At 58.2% G+C, this 17,301-nt stretch carries 15 protein-coding genes; 5 read left to right on the top strand and 10 right to left on the bottom strand.

Going from position 1 to position 17,301, the window contains the following annotated elements; genetic code table 11:
• Positions 1-3: 3 nt before the first annotated feature.
• The 9 genes from AC1RN6_RS09025 to AC1RN6_RS08985 all read right to left on the bottom strand — a co-directional run bounded on the left by AC1RN6_RS09025 (position 4) and on the right by AC1RN6_RS08985 (position 11,056).
• On the bottom strand, positions 4-1,446 hold the full coding sequence (locus AC1RN6_RS09025; protein ID WP_493004698.1) for a DHA2 family efflux MFS transporter permease subunit: 1,443 nt from the start codon (positions 1,444-1,446) through the stop codon (positions 4-6).
• A 94-nt stretch (positions 1,447-1,540) separates the two neighbouring features.
• Positions 1,541-3,112 (bottom strand): ubiquinone biosynthesis regulatory protein kinase UbiB, encoded by a 1,572-nt coding sequence (ubiB, locus tag AC1RN6_RS09020; protein WP_493004696.1) that lies wholly within the window; start codon positions 3,110-3,112, stop codon positions 1,541-1,543.
• Positions 3,112-3,678, bottom strand: coding sequence for a ubiquinone biosynthesis accessory factor UbiJ (locus tag AC1RN6_RS09015; protein WP_493004769.1), 567 nt, complete (start codon positions 3,676-3,678; stop codon positions 3,112-3,114). The genes ubiB and AC1RN6_RS09015 overlap by 1 nt, the downstream gene beginning before the upstream one ends.
• A 139-nt stretch (positions 3,679-3,817) precedes the next feature.
• Positions 3,818-4,780, bottom strand: a complete 963-nt coding sequence (locus tag AC1RN6_RS09010) for a Tim44 domain-containing protein (protein WP_493004695.1) — start codon at positions 4,778-4,780, stop codon at positions 3,818-3,820.
• Between the two features lie 25 nt (positions 4,781-4,805).
• On the bottom strand, positions 4,806-5,540 hold the full coding sequence (ubiE, locus tag AC1RN6_RS09005) for a bifunctional demethylmenaquinone methyltransferase/2-methoxy-6-polyprenyl-1,4-benzoquinol methylase UbiE (protein ID WP_493004693.1): 735 nt from the start codon (positions 5,538-5,540) through the stop codon (positions 4,806-4,808).
• Between the two features lie 64 nt (positions 5,541-5,604).
• The gene (locus AC1RN6_RS09000) at positions 5,605-6,120 is read right to left on the bottom strand and encodes a GNAT family N-acetyltransferase (RefSeq protein WP_493004692.1); all 516 of its coding nucleotides are present in this window, start codon (positions 6,118-6,120) and stop codon (positions 5,605-5,607) included.
• Complete coding sequence (locus AC1RN6_RS08995) at positions 6,098-6,526, bottom strand: gamma-butyrobetaine hydroxylase family protein (protein ID WP_493004691.1); 429 nt, start codon at positions 6,524-6,526, stop codon at positions 6,098-6,100. The genes AC1RN6_RS09000 and AC1RN6_RS08995 overlap by 23 nt, the downstream gene beginning before the upstream one ends.
• An 88-nt stretch (positions 6,527-6,614) precedes the next feature.
• Positions 6,615-7,052 carry an HIT family protein gene (locus AC1RN6_RS08990; protein ID WP_493004689.1) on the bottom strand — a complete coding sequence of 146 codons (438 nt, stop codon included), beginning with the start codon at positions 7,050-7,052 and terminating at the stop codon, positions 6,615-6,617.
• Between the two features lie 2 nt (positions 7,053-7,054).
• A complete protein-coding gene (locus AC1RN6_RS08985) occupies positions 7,055-11,056 on the bottom strand; it encodes a DUF3683 domain-containing protein (RefSeq protein ID WP_493004687.1) in 4,002 nt (1,333 codons plus the stop codon).
• A gap of 369 nt (positions 11,057-11,425) precedes the next feature.
• On the opposite strand from AC1RN6_RS08985, the gene AC1RN6_RS08980 reads away from it, so the two are divergent.
• A complete protein-coding gene (locus tag AC1RN6_RS08980; RefSeq protein ID WP_493004686.1) occupies positions 11,426-12,364 on the top strand; it encodes a ZIP family metal transporter in 939 nt (312 codons plus the stop codon).
• Here the strand turns inward: AC1RN6_RS08980 and AC1RN6_RS08975 are convergent.
• Positions 12,356-12,847 (bottom strand): YqaA family protein, encoded by a 492-nt coding sequence (locus AC1RN6_RS08975; RefSeq protein ID WP_493004685.1) that lies wholly within the window; start codon positions 12,845-12,847, stop codon positions 12,356-12,358. The two genes, AC1RN6_RS08980 and AC1RN6_RS08975, sit on opposite strands and share 9 nt — an antisense overlap.
• Positions 12,848-13,094: 247 nt before the next feature.
• On the opposite strand from AC1RN6_RS08975, the gene ilvA reads away from it, so the two are divergent.
• The 4 genes from ilvA to AC1RN6_RS08955 all read left to right on the top strand — a co-directional run bounded on the left by ilvA (position 13,095) and on the right by AC1RN6_RS08955 (position 17,293).
• Complete coding sequence (gene ilvA / locus AC1RN6_RS08970; protein ID WP_493004767.1) at positions 13,095-14,639, top strand: threonine ammonia-lyase, biosynthetic; 1,545 nt, start codon at positions 13,095-13,097, stop codon at positions 14,637-14,639.
• Between the two features lie 76 nt (positions 14,640-14,715).
• A complete protein-coding gene (gene queF / locus AC1RN6_RS08965; RefSeq protein WP_493004683.1) occupies positions 14,716-15,555 on the top strand; it encodes an NADPH-dependent 7-cyano-7-deazaguanine reductase QueF in 840 nt (279 codons plus the stop codon).
• 568 nt (positions 15,556-16,123) lie between these two features.
• A complete protein-coding gene (locus tag AC1RN6_RS08960) occupies positions 16,124-16,630 on the top strand; it encodes a hypothetical protein (RefSeq protein ID WP_493004766.1) in 507 nt (168 codons plus the stop codon).
• Between the two features lie 189 nt (positions 16,631-16,819).
• Positions 16,820-17,293, top strand: coding sequence for a PTS sugar transporter subunit IIA (locus AC1RN6_RS08955; RefSeq protein WP_493004681.1), 474 nt, complete (start codon positions 16,820-16,822; stop codon positions 17,291-17,293).
• Positions 17,294-17,301: the final 8 nt, after the last annotated feature.

The raw sequence follows: 17,301 nt of genomic DNA, 5'->3' as shown, positions 1-17,301 counted from the left end.
GGCTTAGCGTCCCTTGGCGTTGGCGCGCGCGCCGCCGCCGAGGTTATTGCCGGCATCTTTCGCAAGCATCCGATAGCCGAGCGCCGAGCACAGCGTCAGCACACCCGCCATGGCAAACGCCCAGTGGAAATCGGCCACCGAGAAATGTGCTTCGCCGCTGGCAAGATCGGCCCCACCGTTGAAGTAAGACGCGATACGCAAGGCCAGCGCGCCGAACGCAATTCCCATACCGATAGTCATTTGCTGCGCCACGCTCCACAAGGTTGAAGCTGCACTCTTTTGCGCTTCACTCACATCCGCATAAGCCAGGGTCGCCAGCGTAGTGAATTGCATCGAGCGCGATAAACCATAAATGAAGATCGTCATCAATACCACCGGCACCGGGGTAGTCGCAGTGAGTAGGCCGCACGCCAGCACGAACACGCCGGCAATGGCCGCATTGTTCAGCGCCACGCGGCGGAAACCGAAGCGCTGCAGCACGCGCGTGGTGAACATCTTCATGCCCAGATTGCCCAGCGCGCTGGCCAGCAGCAGCAAACCCGAATGGAAAGCCGACAGGCCAAAACCGATCTGGAACAGCAGCGGCAGCAGATACGGCACCGCCTCAATGCCGATGCGGGTGAAGGAACCGGCGACGATGGTGACATTGAAGGTCGGTACTTTCAGCGTCGAGTAGTCGAGCAAAGGATGTTCGCTGCGCATGCCGTGGCGATACGAAAACACGCCCAGCACGATCCCCGCGAGAATGAACAGAATCGCGACGGTCAGGTTGGTTTCGGTATGGCTGGCCAGCTCGGTGCCGTACAGCAGCGAGGTCAGAGCCGTGCCGCTGAGGAAGAAACCGACCATGTCCAGCGGACGGCGCTGTGTGCCGCGCTCATTGGGAACCAGCTTCGCCACCGCAATCAGCGCAGCGATGCCGAATGGCACATTGATCAGGAAGATCCAGTGCCAGGAAAAATACGTCGTAATGAATCCACCGAGAGAAGGCCCTACTACCGGCGCAACAATCGCCGGCCAGGTGATCGTTGAGATCGCCTGCATCAGCTTATCCTTGCTGGTGTTGCGCACCACGATCAGACGACCGACCGGCACCATCAGCGCACCGCCCATGCCTTGCAGGATGCGCGCAGCGGTAAATTCGAACACGCTGCCGGAGATACCGCACAACACCGACGCCAGCGTAAAGATCACAATCGCCGAGCCGAACACCGTGCGCGAACCGAGACGATCCGCCACCCAGCCGCTGATCGGAATAAACACCGCCAGCGTCAGCATGTAGGCGGTCATGCCCAGACTCAATTCATTCGGCCCCACCTTGAACGCCTGCGCCATCTGCGGCAGAGCCGTGGCGATGATGGTGGTGTCGAGGTATTCCATGAAGAAGGTCGCGGCCACGATAAATGGCAACCAATGCGCGCGCGAGGAATTTTGTCCGGCTGTCATTCCAGTCCCGTATCTGTCTGTATTTATTTTTCTATTGATTCAACATCCGGCCGCGCTCATGCATGCAAAAACGCGGCCGCCTTCATTGTCCTGTTTAAAAACGCAGGAAATGAATGAGCAACTGCACCACGATAATGCCGCCGATCAGGCCGCCGCCGAAGTACACAATCACGCCCAGCAGCATGTTAGTGCGGCGCTGCTCGCTCACCAGCTTCTTGAGCAACTCGGCATTCTGCGAATGCTGATTGTTCTCGGTCGCCATCGTCAGCGCCTGATGCGCCAGCCGTGGCAATTGCGGCAACAGGCGGCTGTAGCGCGGCACTTCGATTTTCAGTTGCTGCACGAAACCGCGCCAGCCGATCTGTTCGTTCATCCAGCGCTCCAGATAAGGCTTGGCGGTCTTCCATAGATCGAGATCGGGATCGAGCTGGCGGCCGAGGCCTTCGACGTTGAGCAAGGTCTTTTGCAGCAGCACCAGCTGCGGCTGCACTTCGACATTGAAACGGCGCGAGGTCTGGAACAGGCGCAACAGCACCTGGCCGAACGAGATGTCTTTCAACGGACGATCGAAGATCGGTTCGCAGCAGGCGCGCACGGCGGCTTCGAGTTCGTCGACGCGTGTTTCCTTTGGCGCCCAGCCGGACTCGATATGCGCTTCCGCCACGCGCTTGTAATCACGCTGGAAGAATGCCAGGAAATTCTGCGACAGATAATCCTTGTCGAAGTCGGTCAGCGTGCCGACGATACCGAAGTCCAGCGCAATGTAGCGGCCGAACGTGGCCGGTGCCGTCGACACCAGGATATTTCCCGGATGCATGTCGGCGTGGAAAAAACCATCGCGAAACACTTGGGTGAAGAAAATCTCGACGCCATCGCGCGACAGTTTTTCCAGATCGACGCCCTCTTCCAGCAGACGCGCAGTCTGCCCGATCGGAATGCCGTGCATGCGTTCCATGACGATGACGGACGAGGAGCAATAGTCCCAGTACATCTCAGGGACCATCAGCAGATCGGAGTTGGCGAAGTTGCGGCGCAGTTGACTGGCGTTGGCTGCTTCGCGCATCAGATCCAGTTCGTCGTGCAGATATTTGTCGAATTCGGCGACCACTTCTTTGGCCTTGAGGCGACGACCATCGGCCCACAGGCGCTCAACCCAGTCGGCGGCGATATGCATCAGGCCGATGTCGTGATCGATGGTGTTGCGCATGCCCGGACGCAGCACTTTGACGGCGACTTCGGTGCCGTCTTTCAACGTGGCGAAATGCACCTGGGCGATCGATGCCGAGGCGATCGGCGTGCGATCAAAAGTGGCGAACAGGGCATCAGGATGGGCGCCGAGCGACTTCTGAATCTGCGCAATGGCCAGCTCGGAGTCGAACGGCGGCACGCGGTCCTGCAGGCGAGTCAGCTCATCGGCAATATCCAGCGGCAGCAAGTCGCGGCGCGTCGAGAGCACTTGCCCGAACTTGACGAAGATCGGTCCTAAGTCTTCCAGCGCACGGCGCAGACGCTCGCCGCGCGGCGTCGAGATGTCGCGCCAGAAGAAAATAGCATTCAGAAAACGGGTGATGCGCGGCGTGTCGAAACCGGAGATCGCAATTTCGTCGAGGCCATAGCGGATCGCGACGCGAACGATCTTGAACAGACGCAGGGAACGCAGCAGCATCAGCGACGCTCCAGCTTCTCTATCCGCTTGGACAGACGTTCGAGGTCATCGCGCAGCTTGACGACGTCGCTGGAAAATTCGGTCATGACGTGAGGACGTATCAGCATCGGCTGTTCTTCCAGAAAGTATTCGGCGACATTTTCGGCGAGTTGTTTTTGCGTGGTTTGTGCGGCGGAGATCATCGATCTGGCGCCGGAAACGATACGCGTGGCGGCGATGTCGCCGACCACTTTGCTGAGGTCTTCTTCGGCGTCCCAGCGCAGCGACTGGCTCAACTGGGAAATGGCGTTGGCGAAATCGGCGTCGCCTTCGATCTTCACGTAAGAAACGGCGCGCTCGCGGTTAGCCAGAATCAGGGGCACGTCGGACAATTTCACATGAATCGTCACGGCCGGCACGGCGTTTTCATCGGCATTCTTGAGAAAGCCGTCGCCGGTTACAGTCAGCATCAGTTGCGTCAGGCCGGCATCAATGCAGGCGGTCTTGTCACGATGCGCAACCAGCCGGGCTTGCGCCCACGGTTCCTGGGCAAGCAAATGGTTGATGACGGCAGCGATGGGGCGCATGAAATTAGAGAGCATGGGAATGTGCGGCATCAAAAAAGAAAACCGCCCGAGAGGAGTCGGGCGGTTTCAAGTTTAACAGTTCTTGGCGCTGCCAAGTGACTCCTGGCTCCGGGCGTGATGTGCGGGAGCCCACATCGGACTACACCTGCTGAATACCTGCCAGCACCCAGCCGCCGCTGCCGTTGACCGGCTTGGACAGATTCCAGATCTCGGCAAACGGTTCAGCCGATGCGTCGGGCGCTTCCTTGATCAGGCCGGTGAACTTGATGGTCGCCAGGTAATCGTGTTCCAGCGTTTCAATACCGAGCAACTCGCCATCGATCTGCACGACGTCGGTATTGTTCGCTGCCGCGCCGCGTTCCTGCAATTGCAGGCGCAGTTCGCCGAACATTTCCGGCGTGGTGAATTCGCGGATGTCGTTGATGTCGGCCTTGTCCCATGCCGCTTGCAGGCGGATGAAATAGCTTTTTCCGTTGCGGACGAAACCGGTAACGTCGAAGTCAGTGGGGATACCCCATGGAATGATCGGTGCATTAGCTGCAGCTGCTGGCGTCGAGCCGAACTCGTTCCCTTGCAAAGCTACCGGCGCTTGCACGCCGGTTGGTTCGATGCGCGAGCCGATTTCCGGTGTGTAGACGGTCGGTTCGGCGGCACGGGCGTAGGCCGGCTGCGGATTGAAGCCGCTACCATTGCTGGCAGCATTGCCGCTCTTGCGGCTGAACATGCGGAACAGGAACATCGCCACAAACACCAGCAAAGCCACCATCAGGATGGTGCTGATCATGCTGGCCATAGCGCCACCCATGCCGAAATGGGACAACAATGCGCCCAGACCCAAGCCCAGCAAGGCGCCGCCGAGGATACCCTTCCATGGGCTGGCCGGTCTAGGCGGAATTGTTTGCGGAGCCGCAGCAGGCGCTGCCGGTTTGGCCGGTGCGACGTTGGATGGCGATTGCGCCGGACGTGTCGGCACTTGACGCGAATAGTTCGAGGATTGCTTGCCGAAAGAGCCGCCACCGCCGAGGCGTTTGGCTTCGGCGCCGGACATCGCGACCATCATGGTCGTCAGGGCCAGCATCAGGATTACGAATAACTTTTTCACACAAGCTCCTACAAATTTGTTCAGGCTAGAGTTTGATGCCGGTATGCAATGCCGCCACGCCAGCTGTCAGGTTGTAGTACTGCACACGCTCCAGGCCGACGTCTTCCATCATCTTTTTCAGGGTTTCCTGATCGGGATGCATGCGAATCGATTCAGCCAGGTAACGATAGCTTTCAGCGTCGTTGGCAACTTTCTTGCCCAGCCATGGCAGCACCGAGAACGAATACACGTCGTAAGGCTTCTTCAGCGGCTCCCAGACTTTAGAGAATTCCAGCACCAGCAGCTTGCCGCCCGGCTTGAGCACCCGGCGCATTTCCGCCAGCGCCGCATCCTTGTGGGTCATGTTGCGCAGACCAAAAGCCACCGAAACGCGGTCGAAATAGTTGTCCGGAAACGGCAATTTCTCCGCGTCGCACAGCAAGGTGGGGGTCGGAATGCCCTTATTCAATAGACGATCCCGGCCCACGCGCAGCATCGATTCATTGATATCGGTGAGCCAGACTTCACCGGTCGGGCCCGCCTGTTTGGCGAACGCCTTGGACAGATCACCGGTACCGCCGGCGATATCGAGCACCTTGAAACCCGGGCGGATACCCGCCTGCGCGATGGTGAAGGCCTTCCACACACGATGCAGGCCGGCCGACATGAAGTCGTTCATGATGTCGTACTTGGCAGCGACGGAGTGAAAGACTTCGGCGACTTTATGTACTTTTTCTTCTTCTGCGACGGTTTCGTAACCGAAGTGAGTGGTGTTGGTCATGAGGCAACCTGTTATGAGTAATACGACATTATATAAGGTCAAGGTGAGGCGATGCCGTCCGGCATCAGTCACGCAAACGCGCCATCGCAAGTGCATCCACGTACTCGCCGGCGCGGAAAGCAAACGCCTTGTGCTCGCCTTCCGTTTCAAAACCAAATTTGCGGTACAGCGCGATAGCCGGCGCATTGTCGCTGAACACCGTCAGTTCCAGGCGACGGATATCGAGCCAGTTGTCGGCTGCGTCAACCAGCTCTTTCATCAAGGCCGAACCGACGCCCTTGCCGCAGTGTGCATCGTGCACGCCCATACCGATCGAGGCTGCATGGTTGCGCCGTCCCGCGTAACGGGTAAGACTGCCCTGAGCGATGACCGTTCCCGCTTCTACCGCGACCAGATGCAAACCACCGATGGCTGGTGCTTCCAGCCATGTGCGTACGGTCTCGAAGGTCTGGTGCGGCAAACGCAAGGTGCCGTGGCGAAAACCGGGCTGATTGATCAGTTTGGTAAGGCCGTCGACGTCGCCGGGATGCGCGGCACGGACGATGAAACCGGCTGGTTCAGTGATGGTGTCCACAGGCATGGCCGTTTCCCTTGTCGCTGGAGACGACAGCGCCCGGATCCCTGCCGCTGTCGCGGGTGAAGCCAGCGGCTTCCAGTTTTCGCAGATAGGTTTCCCACATTGCATCCTGGTCGCGGCCGAGCTGATAGAGGTATTCCCAGGTAAAAATCCCGCTGGAATGCTCGTCGGAGAAGATCGGCTTGATGCCGTAGTTGCCGACCGGCTCCACGCCGACGATACCGATGTCGCGCTTGCCGGTTTGCAGCGTTTCCTGGCCGGGACCGTGGCCGCGCACTTCGGCGGAAGGCGAATACACGCGCAGCAGTTCGAAGGGAATCGAATACATCGCGCCGTCATCGAAGGCGACTTCCATCACGCGCGATTGCGTGCGGACTTTGAAGGATACGGGCGTAGGACCAGAACTCATTGCTTGCGCTTTCTATTCTGTGAAACGAAGGCCGGCTGTCTGGCTTTTATTCTTTGCGGGCCAGCCGGCCTTCATGAAGATCGTCAGGTCAGGATGACGTTGCCAGATGACGTTCGATGGCGGTGCGCAGTTGCGGCAGTTTCGCGCGTCGCTGCTCCAGCGTCGCCGCGGGAGTTTCACGCCTGACCTCAGCCCAGACCGGGCTGGGAAAATGCGCATCGTCGGCATAGCGTGGAATCACGTGCCAGTGCACGTGCGGCGTCATGTTGCCAAGGCTGGCGACGTTGATTTTTTCCGGCTGCATGACTTCGCGCACGGCGGCTTCGACGGCCCAGACTGCATGCATGACGGCATTGCGATCAGCCGGCGGCAGGTCGGTCATTTCCTTGACGTGACCATTCCAGATCACGCGGCAGAAGCCGGGATAAGCGGCTTCCTCGACCAGCACGACGCGATAGCCGTCGTTCCTGAATACCAGCTGGCCGCCGTCGCCGTCGCACAAATCGCAAGCGCTGACATTGCTCATACTTACACCAGCACGCGTTCGATGCCGCCGTTGTTGGCGCGTGCCACGTAGTCCGGCAACCAGTTTTCACCGAGCAGATGCTTGGCCATTTCGACCACGATGTAGTCGGCGGTGGTGCCTGAATCTTCGTTGTAGCGCGACAAACCCTGGAAGCACGACGGGCACGACGTCAGGATCTTGACGTCGCCCTCGAAGCCGTCTGCACGCACCTTGTCGGCGCCCTTGCGCATCTCTTCTTCCTTGCGGAAGCGCACCTGGGTCGAGACATCCGGACGGCTTACGCCGAAGGTGCCCGACTCGCCGCAGCAGCGATCGTTCTTCTCGATCTTTTGCGCGTCGATGGTGGTGATCAGCGAGTTGACGGTCTTCAGCGGATCCTGCAGCTTCATCGGGCTATGGCAAGGATCGTGGTACATGTAGCGGGTACCGGTCACGCCTTCCAGGCGTACGCCCTTCTCCAGCAGATATTCGTGGATGTCGATAATGCGGCAGCCTGGGAAAATCTTCTCGAATTCATAACCTTGCAACTGGTCATAGCAGGTGCCGCAAGACACCACGACGGTCTTGATGTCGAGGTAGTTCAGCGTATTAGCCATGCGATGGAACAGCACGCGGTTGTCGGTGATGATCTTCTCGGCCTTGTCGTAATCGCCGCTGCCGCGTTGCGGATAGCCGCAGCACAGGTAACCCGGCGGCAAGACGGTCTGCACACCGACGTTCCACAGCATCGCTTGCGTGGCCAGCCCGACCTGCGAGAACAAACGCTCCGAACCGCAACCCGGGAAGTAGAACACGGCTTCGGTATCGGCCGTGGTCGTCTTCGGATCGCGGATGATCGGCACGATCTTGTCGTCTTCGATATCCAGCAAGGCGCGCGCAGTCTTCTTCGGCAGATTGCCCGGCATCTTCTTGTTGATGAAGTGGATCACCTGCTCTTTGATCGGCGCCTTGCCGACCGTGGCGGCAGGTTTTTGCGTCTGTTTCTTCGCGAACTTCTTGAGGATGTCGTTACCCAGACGCTGGGCCTTGAAGCCCCAGTCAGTCATCACTTTGCGGGTGGCGTTGATGGTCGCCGGATCCGTCGCATTGAGGAAGAACATCGCCGCGGTAGTGCCCGGGTTGAACGACTTCTTGCCCATCTTGCGCAGCAGATTGCGCATGTTCATCGAGACGTTGCCGAAGTCGATGTCGACCGGGCAAGGCGTCACGCATTTGTGGCAAACGGTGCAGTGATCGGCGACGTCCTCGAACTCTTCCCAATGCTTGATCGAGATGCCGCGGCGGGTCTGCTCCTCGTACAGGAAGGCCTCGACCAGCAGCGAGGTCGCCAGGATCTTGTTGCGCGGCGAGTACAGCAGATTCGCACGCGGTACGTGCGTCGCGCACACCGGTTTGCACTTCCCGCAACGCAGGCAGTCCTTGACGCTGTTGGCGATGGCGCCGATATCGCTTTGCTGCATGATCAGCGATTCGTGCCCCATCAGACCGAAAGACGGCGTGTAGGCATTGCTCAGGTCAGCTTCAAAGCCGGGCAGATTCAGCAGCTTGCCCTTGTTGAAGCGGCCTTCCGGATCGATGCGCAATTTGTACTCGCGGAATTCACCGATTTCTTCTTCGGTCAGGAATTCCAGCTTGGTGATGCCGATGCCATGCTCGCCGGAAATCACACCGTCCAGCGAACGCGCCAGTGTCATGATGCGCGCCACGGCTTCGTGGGCGTCCTGCAGCATCTGATAATGGTCGGAGTTGACCGGCAAGTTGGTGTGCACGTTGCCGTCGCCTGCATGCATGTGCAGCGCGACGAATACGCGGCCGCGCAGCACGCGCTTGTGGATGGCGCTGCACTCTTCCAGGATCAGCTTGAACGCGGCGCCGCTGAAAATCTGACGCAACTGCGCGCGCACTTCCTGCTTCCACGACACGCGCACGGTACGGTCCTGCACCACGTGGAAAACGTTGGCTTCGGGCTGTTCGATCAGACGCTGTTCGAATACCGGCAGCAGCTTGTCCAGACCCAGCGCCGCCATTTCGTCCTTGGCCGCGCGCAGCGGCTTGTCGAGATTGGCCAGCAGATAAGTCCAGCGCGCCTGGGTCTGTGCGATCAACGCTTCGGCCTGATGCACACGGTCTTCCAGCATTTCTGCAGCCGGGATGTCTTCGCCTTCGCCGTCGTCGCTCTTGCCCAACGGCAGATTGCCCTTGGCGAAGAAAGCGTTGAGCTCGTCCAGGAATTGCAGCTTGTTCTTGACCGACAGTTCGATGTTGATGCGCTCAATGCCATCGGTGTATTCACCCATGCGATTGAGCGGAATCACCACGTCTTCGTTGATCTTGAAGGCGTTGGTGTGCTTTGCAATTGCGGCGGTGCGCGAGCGGTCCAACCAGAATTTCTTGCGCGCCTCAGGGCTGATCGCGACGAAACCTTCGCCGACGCGATTGTTGGCCATACGGATCACTTCCGACGCAGCCTGCGCCACGGCGTTTTCATCGTCGCCGACGATGTCGCCGATCAGCACCATCTTCGGCAGCACGCCGCGCTTGGATTTGGTGGCGTAGCCGACCGCGCGCAGATAGCGCTCGTCCAGATGTTCCAGGCCGGCCAGAATCGCGCCGCCCTTTTTGGTTTCAGCGTCGAGGTAATTCTTGATTTCGACGATCGACGGAATCGCATCCCGCGCCTGGCCGAAGAATTCGAGACAGACGGTGCGCGTCTGCTTCGGCATCTTGTGCAGGATCCAGCGGGCCGACGTGATCAGGCCGTCGCAACCTTCCTTCTGGATGCCGGGCAGACCCGACAGGAATTTGTCGGTGACGTCCTTGCCAAGGCCTTCCTTGCGGAATTTGCGTCCGGCGATTTCGAGAATCTCGGTCTTGAAGACTTCGGTCTTCTGGCCTTTTTCGCCGGGATGCGACCACTCGAGCTTGAAGCGCGCGAGTTCGACATCGTGAATCTTGCCGAGGTTGTGATCCAGACGCGTGACTTCGAGCCAGTCGCCTTGCGGATCAACCATGCGCCAGCTGGCCAGATTGTCAAGCGCAGTACCCCACAAAACGGCCTTTTTGCCGCCGGCGTTCATGGCGACGTTGCCGCCGATGCACGAGGCTTCGGCCGAGGTCGGATCGACTGCAAAAACGAAACCGGCTTTTTCAGCGGCGTCGGATACACGCTTGGTGACCACGCCCGCGCCCGAGTAAATCGTGGCGTATGGTTTATCCAGACCGGGCAGCACTTCCATCTCGACGGCGCCGAGCTGTTCCAGCTTTTCGGTATTGATCACGGCCGACATCGGCGTCAGCGGAATCGCGCCGCCGGTATAACCGGTGCCGCCGCCCCGCGGGATGATGGTCAGGCCGAGTTCGATACAGGCTTTGACCAGGCCTGCCATTTCGTCTTCGGTGTCGGGTGTCAGCACGACGAACGGATACTCGACGCGCCAGTCGGTGGCATCGGTCACGTGCGAGACGCGCGACAGGCCGTCGAACTTGATGTTGTCTTTGGCGGTGTAGCGGCCCAGGACCTTGTTGGCGCGCTTGCGCAGGTCGTAGGTGCGCTTGAATTCGTCGGCGAACTCGGCAATCGCTTTCTTTGCCGCGTGCACCAGCGCTTCGACACTGGCGCTGCGGCGCGCGGCGTCGGCGTCACCGGCTTCACCCTGATTGATATCGATACGGCGCTTGTCGACTTCGGCCAGACGATGATTGAGCGCGTCAATCAGCGCAGCACGGCGCTTGGGGTTGTCGAGCAGATCGTCTTGCAGATAAGGATTGCGGCGTACCACCCAGATGTCGCCCAGCACTTCGTACAACATGCGCGCAGATCGGCCGGTCTGACGCTTGGCGCGCAGCTCGTCGAGCAAACGCCATGCATCCTCACCCAATAAGCGAATAACGATTTCGCGATCGGAGAACGAGGTGTAGTTGTAGGGAATTTCGCGCAAGCGCGTTGGAGTGGCGCCTTGCGGCGCATCTGTGAGCAAAGCCTGGATTTTTGCGGGGGCGTTCATTAATTTGGAAAAAAATCTGCTGCCGGATGTGCATTTTATCTTATTGCCGCCACTCGCGAGGGAATGCCCTTACTTTTGGCAGAACAATAAGAAATAGTTCTTATTCCAGAGAAATCACGGCTTTTACGCGAATTTCTGCAATGCAATATAAATATCTCTATTGAATCAATAAATACAATCAATTTTTTAATATTGATTGTTTAAATTTATCATCAATCTATCGAAATTTCACCCAAGCCCTGCGGAGAATGCTATGTTGCAACGACTGATTACCGAATTTCTGGAAAATCTAGCCATCACCCTCGCCGAATACGCCGAGTGCAAAGCTTAGGACAGCCATCCGCCAATCCATCGACAAGGATGACTGCCATGATACAAGCACAATTGCGAAAACAATTCCCCGTCAAACCGGCTCCGGCCGAACGTTCCGGCTTCCTGTCCGGACTCCGCCTGCGCCAGATCGCCATGCTGGCGGTCGGCCTAATCTTCATTCTGGTCAAATCCTACGAGGGGCTAAGCAGCTTCTTCCTTGCGCATCCGCAGGTCATGCCGGCTTTGCTCGGCTCTTCTGCGGCCGCCGGACTGACGGCGCTGGGCGCGCTTGGCGTGCTGTTCACGCGCCGCATTTCGGAGCGCACGCAAGACGTCATGCTGGGCTACGGCGGCGGCATCATGCTGGCAGCGAGCGTGTTTTCGCTGATCATTCCCGCCATGAATCAGGCGCAGGCGCTGGGCTATGGCAAGACCGCCGCGGTGCTGCTGACGGCAACCGGGATCATGCTCGGCGGCCTGTTTGTGCTGGCGATCAATCATCTGGTGCCGCATCAGCACTTCATTGCGCCCAATCCGGAAATTCATTCAGCGCGCACCAGCCGTATCTGGATGTTTGTGATGGCGGTCACCATTCACAATTTTCCTGAAGGCCTGGCGATCGGCGTGGGCTTCGGCGGCGATGAGATGGGCAAAGCGATCGCGCTGGCTACCGGCATCGGTATTCAGGACATTCCGGAAGGTCTGGTCGTTGCGCTGGCCTTGCGCACACTCGGTTACTCGCCCTGGAAGTCGGCCGGCGCCGGCATCCTGTCAGGACTGGTCGAACCTGTCGGCGGCGTCCTCGGCGCACTCGCAACCGGCGTCTCTGCAACCGCCTTGCCGTGGGCATTGGCGGGAGCCGGCGGAGCAATGCTGTTTGTGATCAGTCACGAAGTTATTCCCGAGTCGCATCGCCAGGGCCATGAAACGCAAGCCACGCTGGGATTGCTGGCCGGCTTCGTGACAATGATGCTGCTCGATACGCTGCTAGGCTAGCCAGTCGGCGACTGCGCGCCAGAAACCGTCGGGCACGTTGAGCAGCAGCCACGTCATGAAGATGTAGCGGAAGAATTTACCGATCGCCATGTAAAACACCGACGGCCAGAACGGCAGCTTGAGCCAGCCGGCCAGCGTGCAAATCGGATCGCCCACGCCCGGCAGCCAGGCCAGCAGCATGGTCTTGGCGCCGAAACGTTCCAGCCAGTGAAACCAGCGGCTGGTGCGTTCCTTGGCAAAGGTCTGCTTGGCGCCATATCCCATCCAGTAATCGACCACGCCGCCCAGCGTATTGCCCAGCGTCGCCACCAGAATCACTTGCCAGAATATCTCCGGATTGGCCTTGATCACCGCAAAGACCGCTGGCTCGGACCCGAGCGGCAGCAATGTTGCCGAAACAAAACTGATGATGAAGACGGAAGTCAGGCCGACTGTCGGGACGGCAAGGGTTTTCAATAACCAGAGAATGGCGTTTTCAATCATGCAGATGGGAAAGTAATTGGAAGATGCGGAAGAAGTAGGAAAACTTTGACCGCAATTGGTTGCAATAGCCGATTTTTCAGCCTTTTTCGTTACGGCGGATACGCCGCATGCGCGCGCCGATATAAGTCTGCGCGGCGGCTCCATTATAATGATCAGTTCGCCGCGACCATGTCTTTTACCGTTTTGCTCTTAAAAGTGACGCAAAACGAAACACAAATCGCGTAACCAAACTGCGAATCACGCAGAACTGTGCCCTGACCCGACCATGACCACCGACTACTTGCAGAAAATCCTCACCGCCCGTGTCTACGACGTTGCTGTTGAAACGCCGCTGGAGATTGCCAACACCCTGTCGCAGCGGATGGAAAATCGCATTTACTTCAAGCGCGAGGATATGCAGAGCGTATTCAGCTTCAAGCTGCGCGGCGCGTACAACAAAATGGCGCATCTGAGCCCGGTTCAGCTCAAGCGCGGCGTGATTTGCGCCTCGGCGGGCAACCACGCGCAAGGCGTCGCCTTGTCGGCCGCCAAGCTCGGCTGCCGCGCCGTGATCGTGATGCCGACCACCACGCCGACCGTGAAAATTGAAGCGGTCAAGGGCCGTGGCGGCGAAGTGGTGCTGTTCGGCGATTCGTTCACCGATGCCTACAACCACGCGCTGACGCTGGAAAAGAAACTGAAGCTGACCTTCGTCCATCCGTTCGACGATCCTTACGTGATCGCCGGCCAGGGCACCGTCGGCATGGAAATCCTGCGCCAGCATCCTGATCCTATCCACGCGATCTTCGTCGCCATCGGCGGCGGCGGCCTGATCTCGGGCATCGCGGCCTACGTCAAGGCCGTACGTCCGGACATCAAGATCATCGGCGTGCAAACTACCGACTCCGACGCCATGGCGCGCAGCATCAAGGCCGGCCGCCGCATCACCCTGCCGGACGTCGGCCTGTTCTCGGACGGCACGGCGGTCAAGCTGGTCGGTGAAGAAACTTTCCGCATCACCAAACAACTGGTGGACGACATCATCCTGGTCGACACCGATGCCGTCTGCACGGCGATCAAGGATATTTTCCAGGATACGCGCAGCATCGTCGAACCGGCCGGTGCACTGGCCGTTGCCGGTGCCAAGGCCTACGTCGAACGCGCCAAGAACAGCAAGAAACCGATCAAGAATGAATCCCTGATCACCATCGCCTGCGGCGCCAACATGAACTTCGACCGCCTGCGCTTCGTCGCGGAAATGGCAGATGTCGGTGAAGCGCGCGAGGCGGTGTTCGCGGTCACGATTCCGGAAGAACACGGCAGCTTCAAACGCTTCTGCGAAGTCGTCGGACCGCGCAACGTGACCGAGTTCAACTACCGCATCAGCGATGCAAAGTCCGCGCATATTTTCGTCGGTATCCAGACCAGCAGCGCCGACGAACCGGCCAAGATCGCCAAGACGTTTGAGAAGAACGGTTTCAGCACGCTGGACCTGACGCATGACGAACTGGCGAAGGTGCATATCCGCCATCTGGTCGGCGGCAAGAGCTCGCTGGCGCAGGACGAATTGCTGTACCGCTTTGAATTCCCGGAACGTCCGGGCGCGCTGATGCGCTTCCTGAGCAACATGAATCCGAACTGGAACATCAGCCTGTTTCATTACCGCAATCAAGGCGGCGATGTCGGCCGTATTCTGGTCGGGCTGCAGGTGCCGAAGAAGGAAATGAAAACCTTCCGCGCCTTCCTCGACAATCTCGGTTACCGTCACTGGGACGAAAGCAAGAACCCGCTGTACAAACTGTTCCTGGGCTGAGCCGCCTGGAGTAGCTGCAGCACTGAGACATACACGCCACACAAAGAAACACTGGAAGCACGAAGGAAGCAAGACCATGACGCACCCGAATTCACCCGACACCTCGCCGCTGGGCAAGTCCTCCGCTTATCCCAGCGCCTACGATCCGGCTTTGCTGTTCCCGATTCCGCGCCAAGCCAAGCGCGATGAACTCGGACTGCAAGGCACGCTGCCGTTTTTCGGCATCGACATCTGGAATGCGTACGAGGTGTCCTGGCTGAATCAGCGCGGCAAACCGCAGATTGCGATTGCCACCTTCATGATTCCCGCAGATTCCGCCAACATCATCGAATCGAAATCGTTCAAGCTCTATCTGAACTCATTCAATCAGACGCGCCTTGAGGATCAGCAGACGCTGATCGGCATTGTGCAAAAAGATTTGTCGGCCGCGGCCGGCGCCAGCGTACAGGTCACGCTGACGGAACCCGGCGCGTTCTCTGCATTGCAGATGGGCGAACTGAGCGGCTTGCTGCTGGACCGGCTGGATATCGAGGTCGTCGATCATCATCCGAATCCCTCGCTGCTGTTTGCCAACCAGGATGAGGCAATCGTGGAAGAAACGCTGCTGTCGCATCTGCTGAAATCCAACTGTCCGGTCACCGGCCAGCCGGACTGGGGCAGCGTCCAGATCCACTATGTCGGCGCCCCCATCAATCAGGAAGCCTTGCTGAAATACCTGATCGGTTTCCGCGAACACAATGAATTCCACGAGCAATGTGTGGAGCGCATTTTTGTCGACGTATTACGTCAATGCAAACCTCAAAAACTTTCGGTTTATGCGCGCTACACGCGACGTGGCGGACTGGACATCAATCCATGGCGCAGTAATTTCACAGCAGGCCGAGCACCGTCGAACCTGAGAAACGCCCGCCAATAAGTCAATCCGGCGAAGGATGTAACCTCTCTGTTACAAAGAGATTACATCCCGCGCATCACTGAAAAATAAAGCGTTTCCCGCCGAAGGACCGGCCTGCAGGCCGCGTCCGGCAACATTTTGAAACTATTTCCACCTTCTGCATAAAACTTCTTGTGCCATGATCTTGTCTCAGACATGGACAGTTCGCCAGACGATGCTTCGTCTGCATCGTTAATTTTTCAATTCGCAATATTCGAAACGCGCAACGGCAACAGAGCCAAGGCACTGAAGCCATACTTCAGGCGCATTGATTTCTGCTGATCTCGCTGCTGATGTTTTCGTCTTTTGCACAAACCCGGTTTTCGTCGCACAACGGCACGACCACGCCTTTTTTCATGGCGGGGAAAACGGTCAATTTCCTCGGGCATCTATCCGGTCAGTCCGGACGTGCCGCGCCACTTGCAATCGACCATTCATAGCCAATAAAAATATGAGCCAATTACTTCCATCCTCTTTTCGCCATTTCCCTCGCCGCACGTTGCTTGCAGGGATTTTCACCGTGACCTGCGCAGGTGCATCGCTGCCCGCCATGGCGCAGCAGAGCGACGAATTCAGCTGGTGGCAATCCGCCAAGAACCACGCGTCGGAAATCATCGACAAGGGCGACGATGCTGTCTACGTCTCGGGATGGGCCCACCATGGCCGCAGCACTTACACCAAAGAGAAGCTCAACGAACTCAACGAACACGCCTGGGGTCTCGGCTATGGCAAGACCATGCGCAATGAGCGCGGCGACGACGAATCGCTGTACGGCTTCGTGATCAAGGATTCGCATCGCCATCCGCAGATCATGGCCGGTTATGCCTATGAATGGGTGTTTCCGATCAGCCACACGCCGCTGGAACTCGGCATCGGCGGCACGGCAATGCTGATGAGCCGCCAGGATTATTTTGGCGGCGTCCCCTTCCCGGTACCGTTGCCGTTGGCATCGATCGGCACCAAAAAAGCCAAGATCATGTTTTCTTACGTTCCGCGCTTCTCTTCGAACAAAAATAGCGGCGACGTGCTGTTGGTTTTTGGCCGCATCGAGATGTAAAAATTCACTCTGCGCTTTCCCCGGTAAAACACCGCTCTCCTACCGGGGAAACGCCATTCTTTCACCCCTTTCGCAGCGACCCGGCAACATCTCGAATTTACTCTGAAGCAACATCGGAATTCATTGCGTAACTCCCAAAGAAGCCTATAATCCTGCACAAAAGCCTATCTAGCGCCTTTCTTTTGTGTCATGACAAATCTAGCAAAAATCCTGTCCCCAGAGAACGTCATTCTGGACCTTGAAGTCTCCAGCAAAAAACGAGCATTCGAACAAGCCGGACTTACCTTTGAAAACAACAGCGGCATTGCCCGCTCCACTGTTTCTGAAAACCTGTTTGCGCGCGAACGCCTTGGTTCGACAGGACTGGGTCATGGCGTAGCCGTTCCGCATGGCCGCATCAAGGGGCTCAAGGCGCCGCTGGCGCTGTTTATGCGCCTGGCCGAGCCGATTCCTTTCGAGTCGCCCGACGGCGAACCCGTGAAGCTGCTGATCTTTTTGCTGATCCCAGACAACGTGACGCAACAGCATCTGGAAATCCTGTCCGAGATCGCCGAAATGTTTTCGGACAATGCTTTCCGTGCCGAACTGATCGCCGACCCCGAGGCTGCGTCAGTGTATTCGCGCCTGGTTACCTGGCAACCGTCGCTGGAAAAAACCAATTAAGCAAAATA

Source organism: Herbaspirillum sp. GW822-FHT03A08 (assembly GCF_058801885.1).
This window is presented reverse-complemented; position numbering and strand designations above follow the sequence as displayed.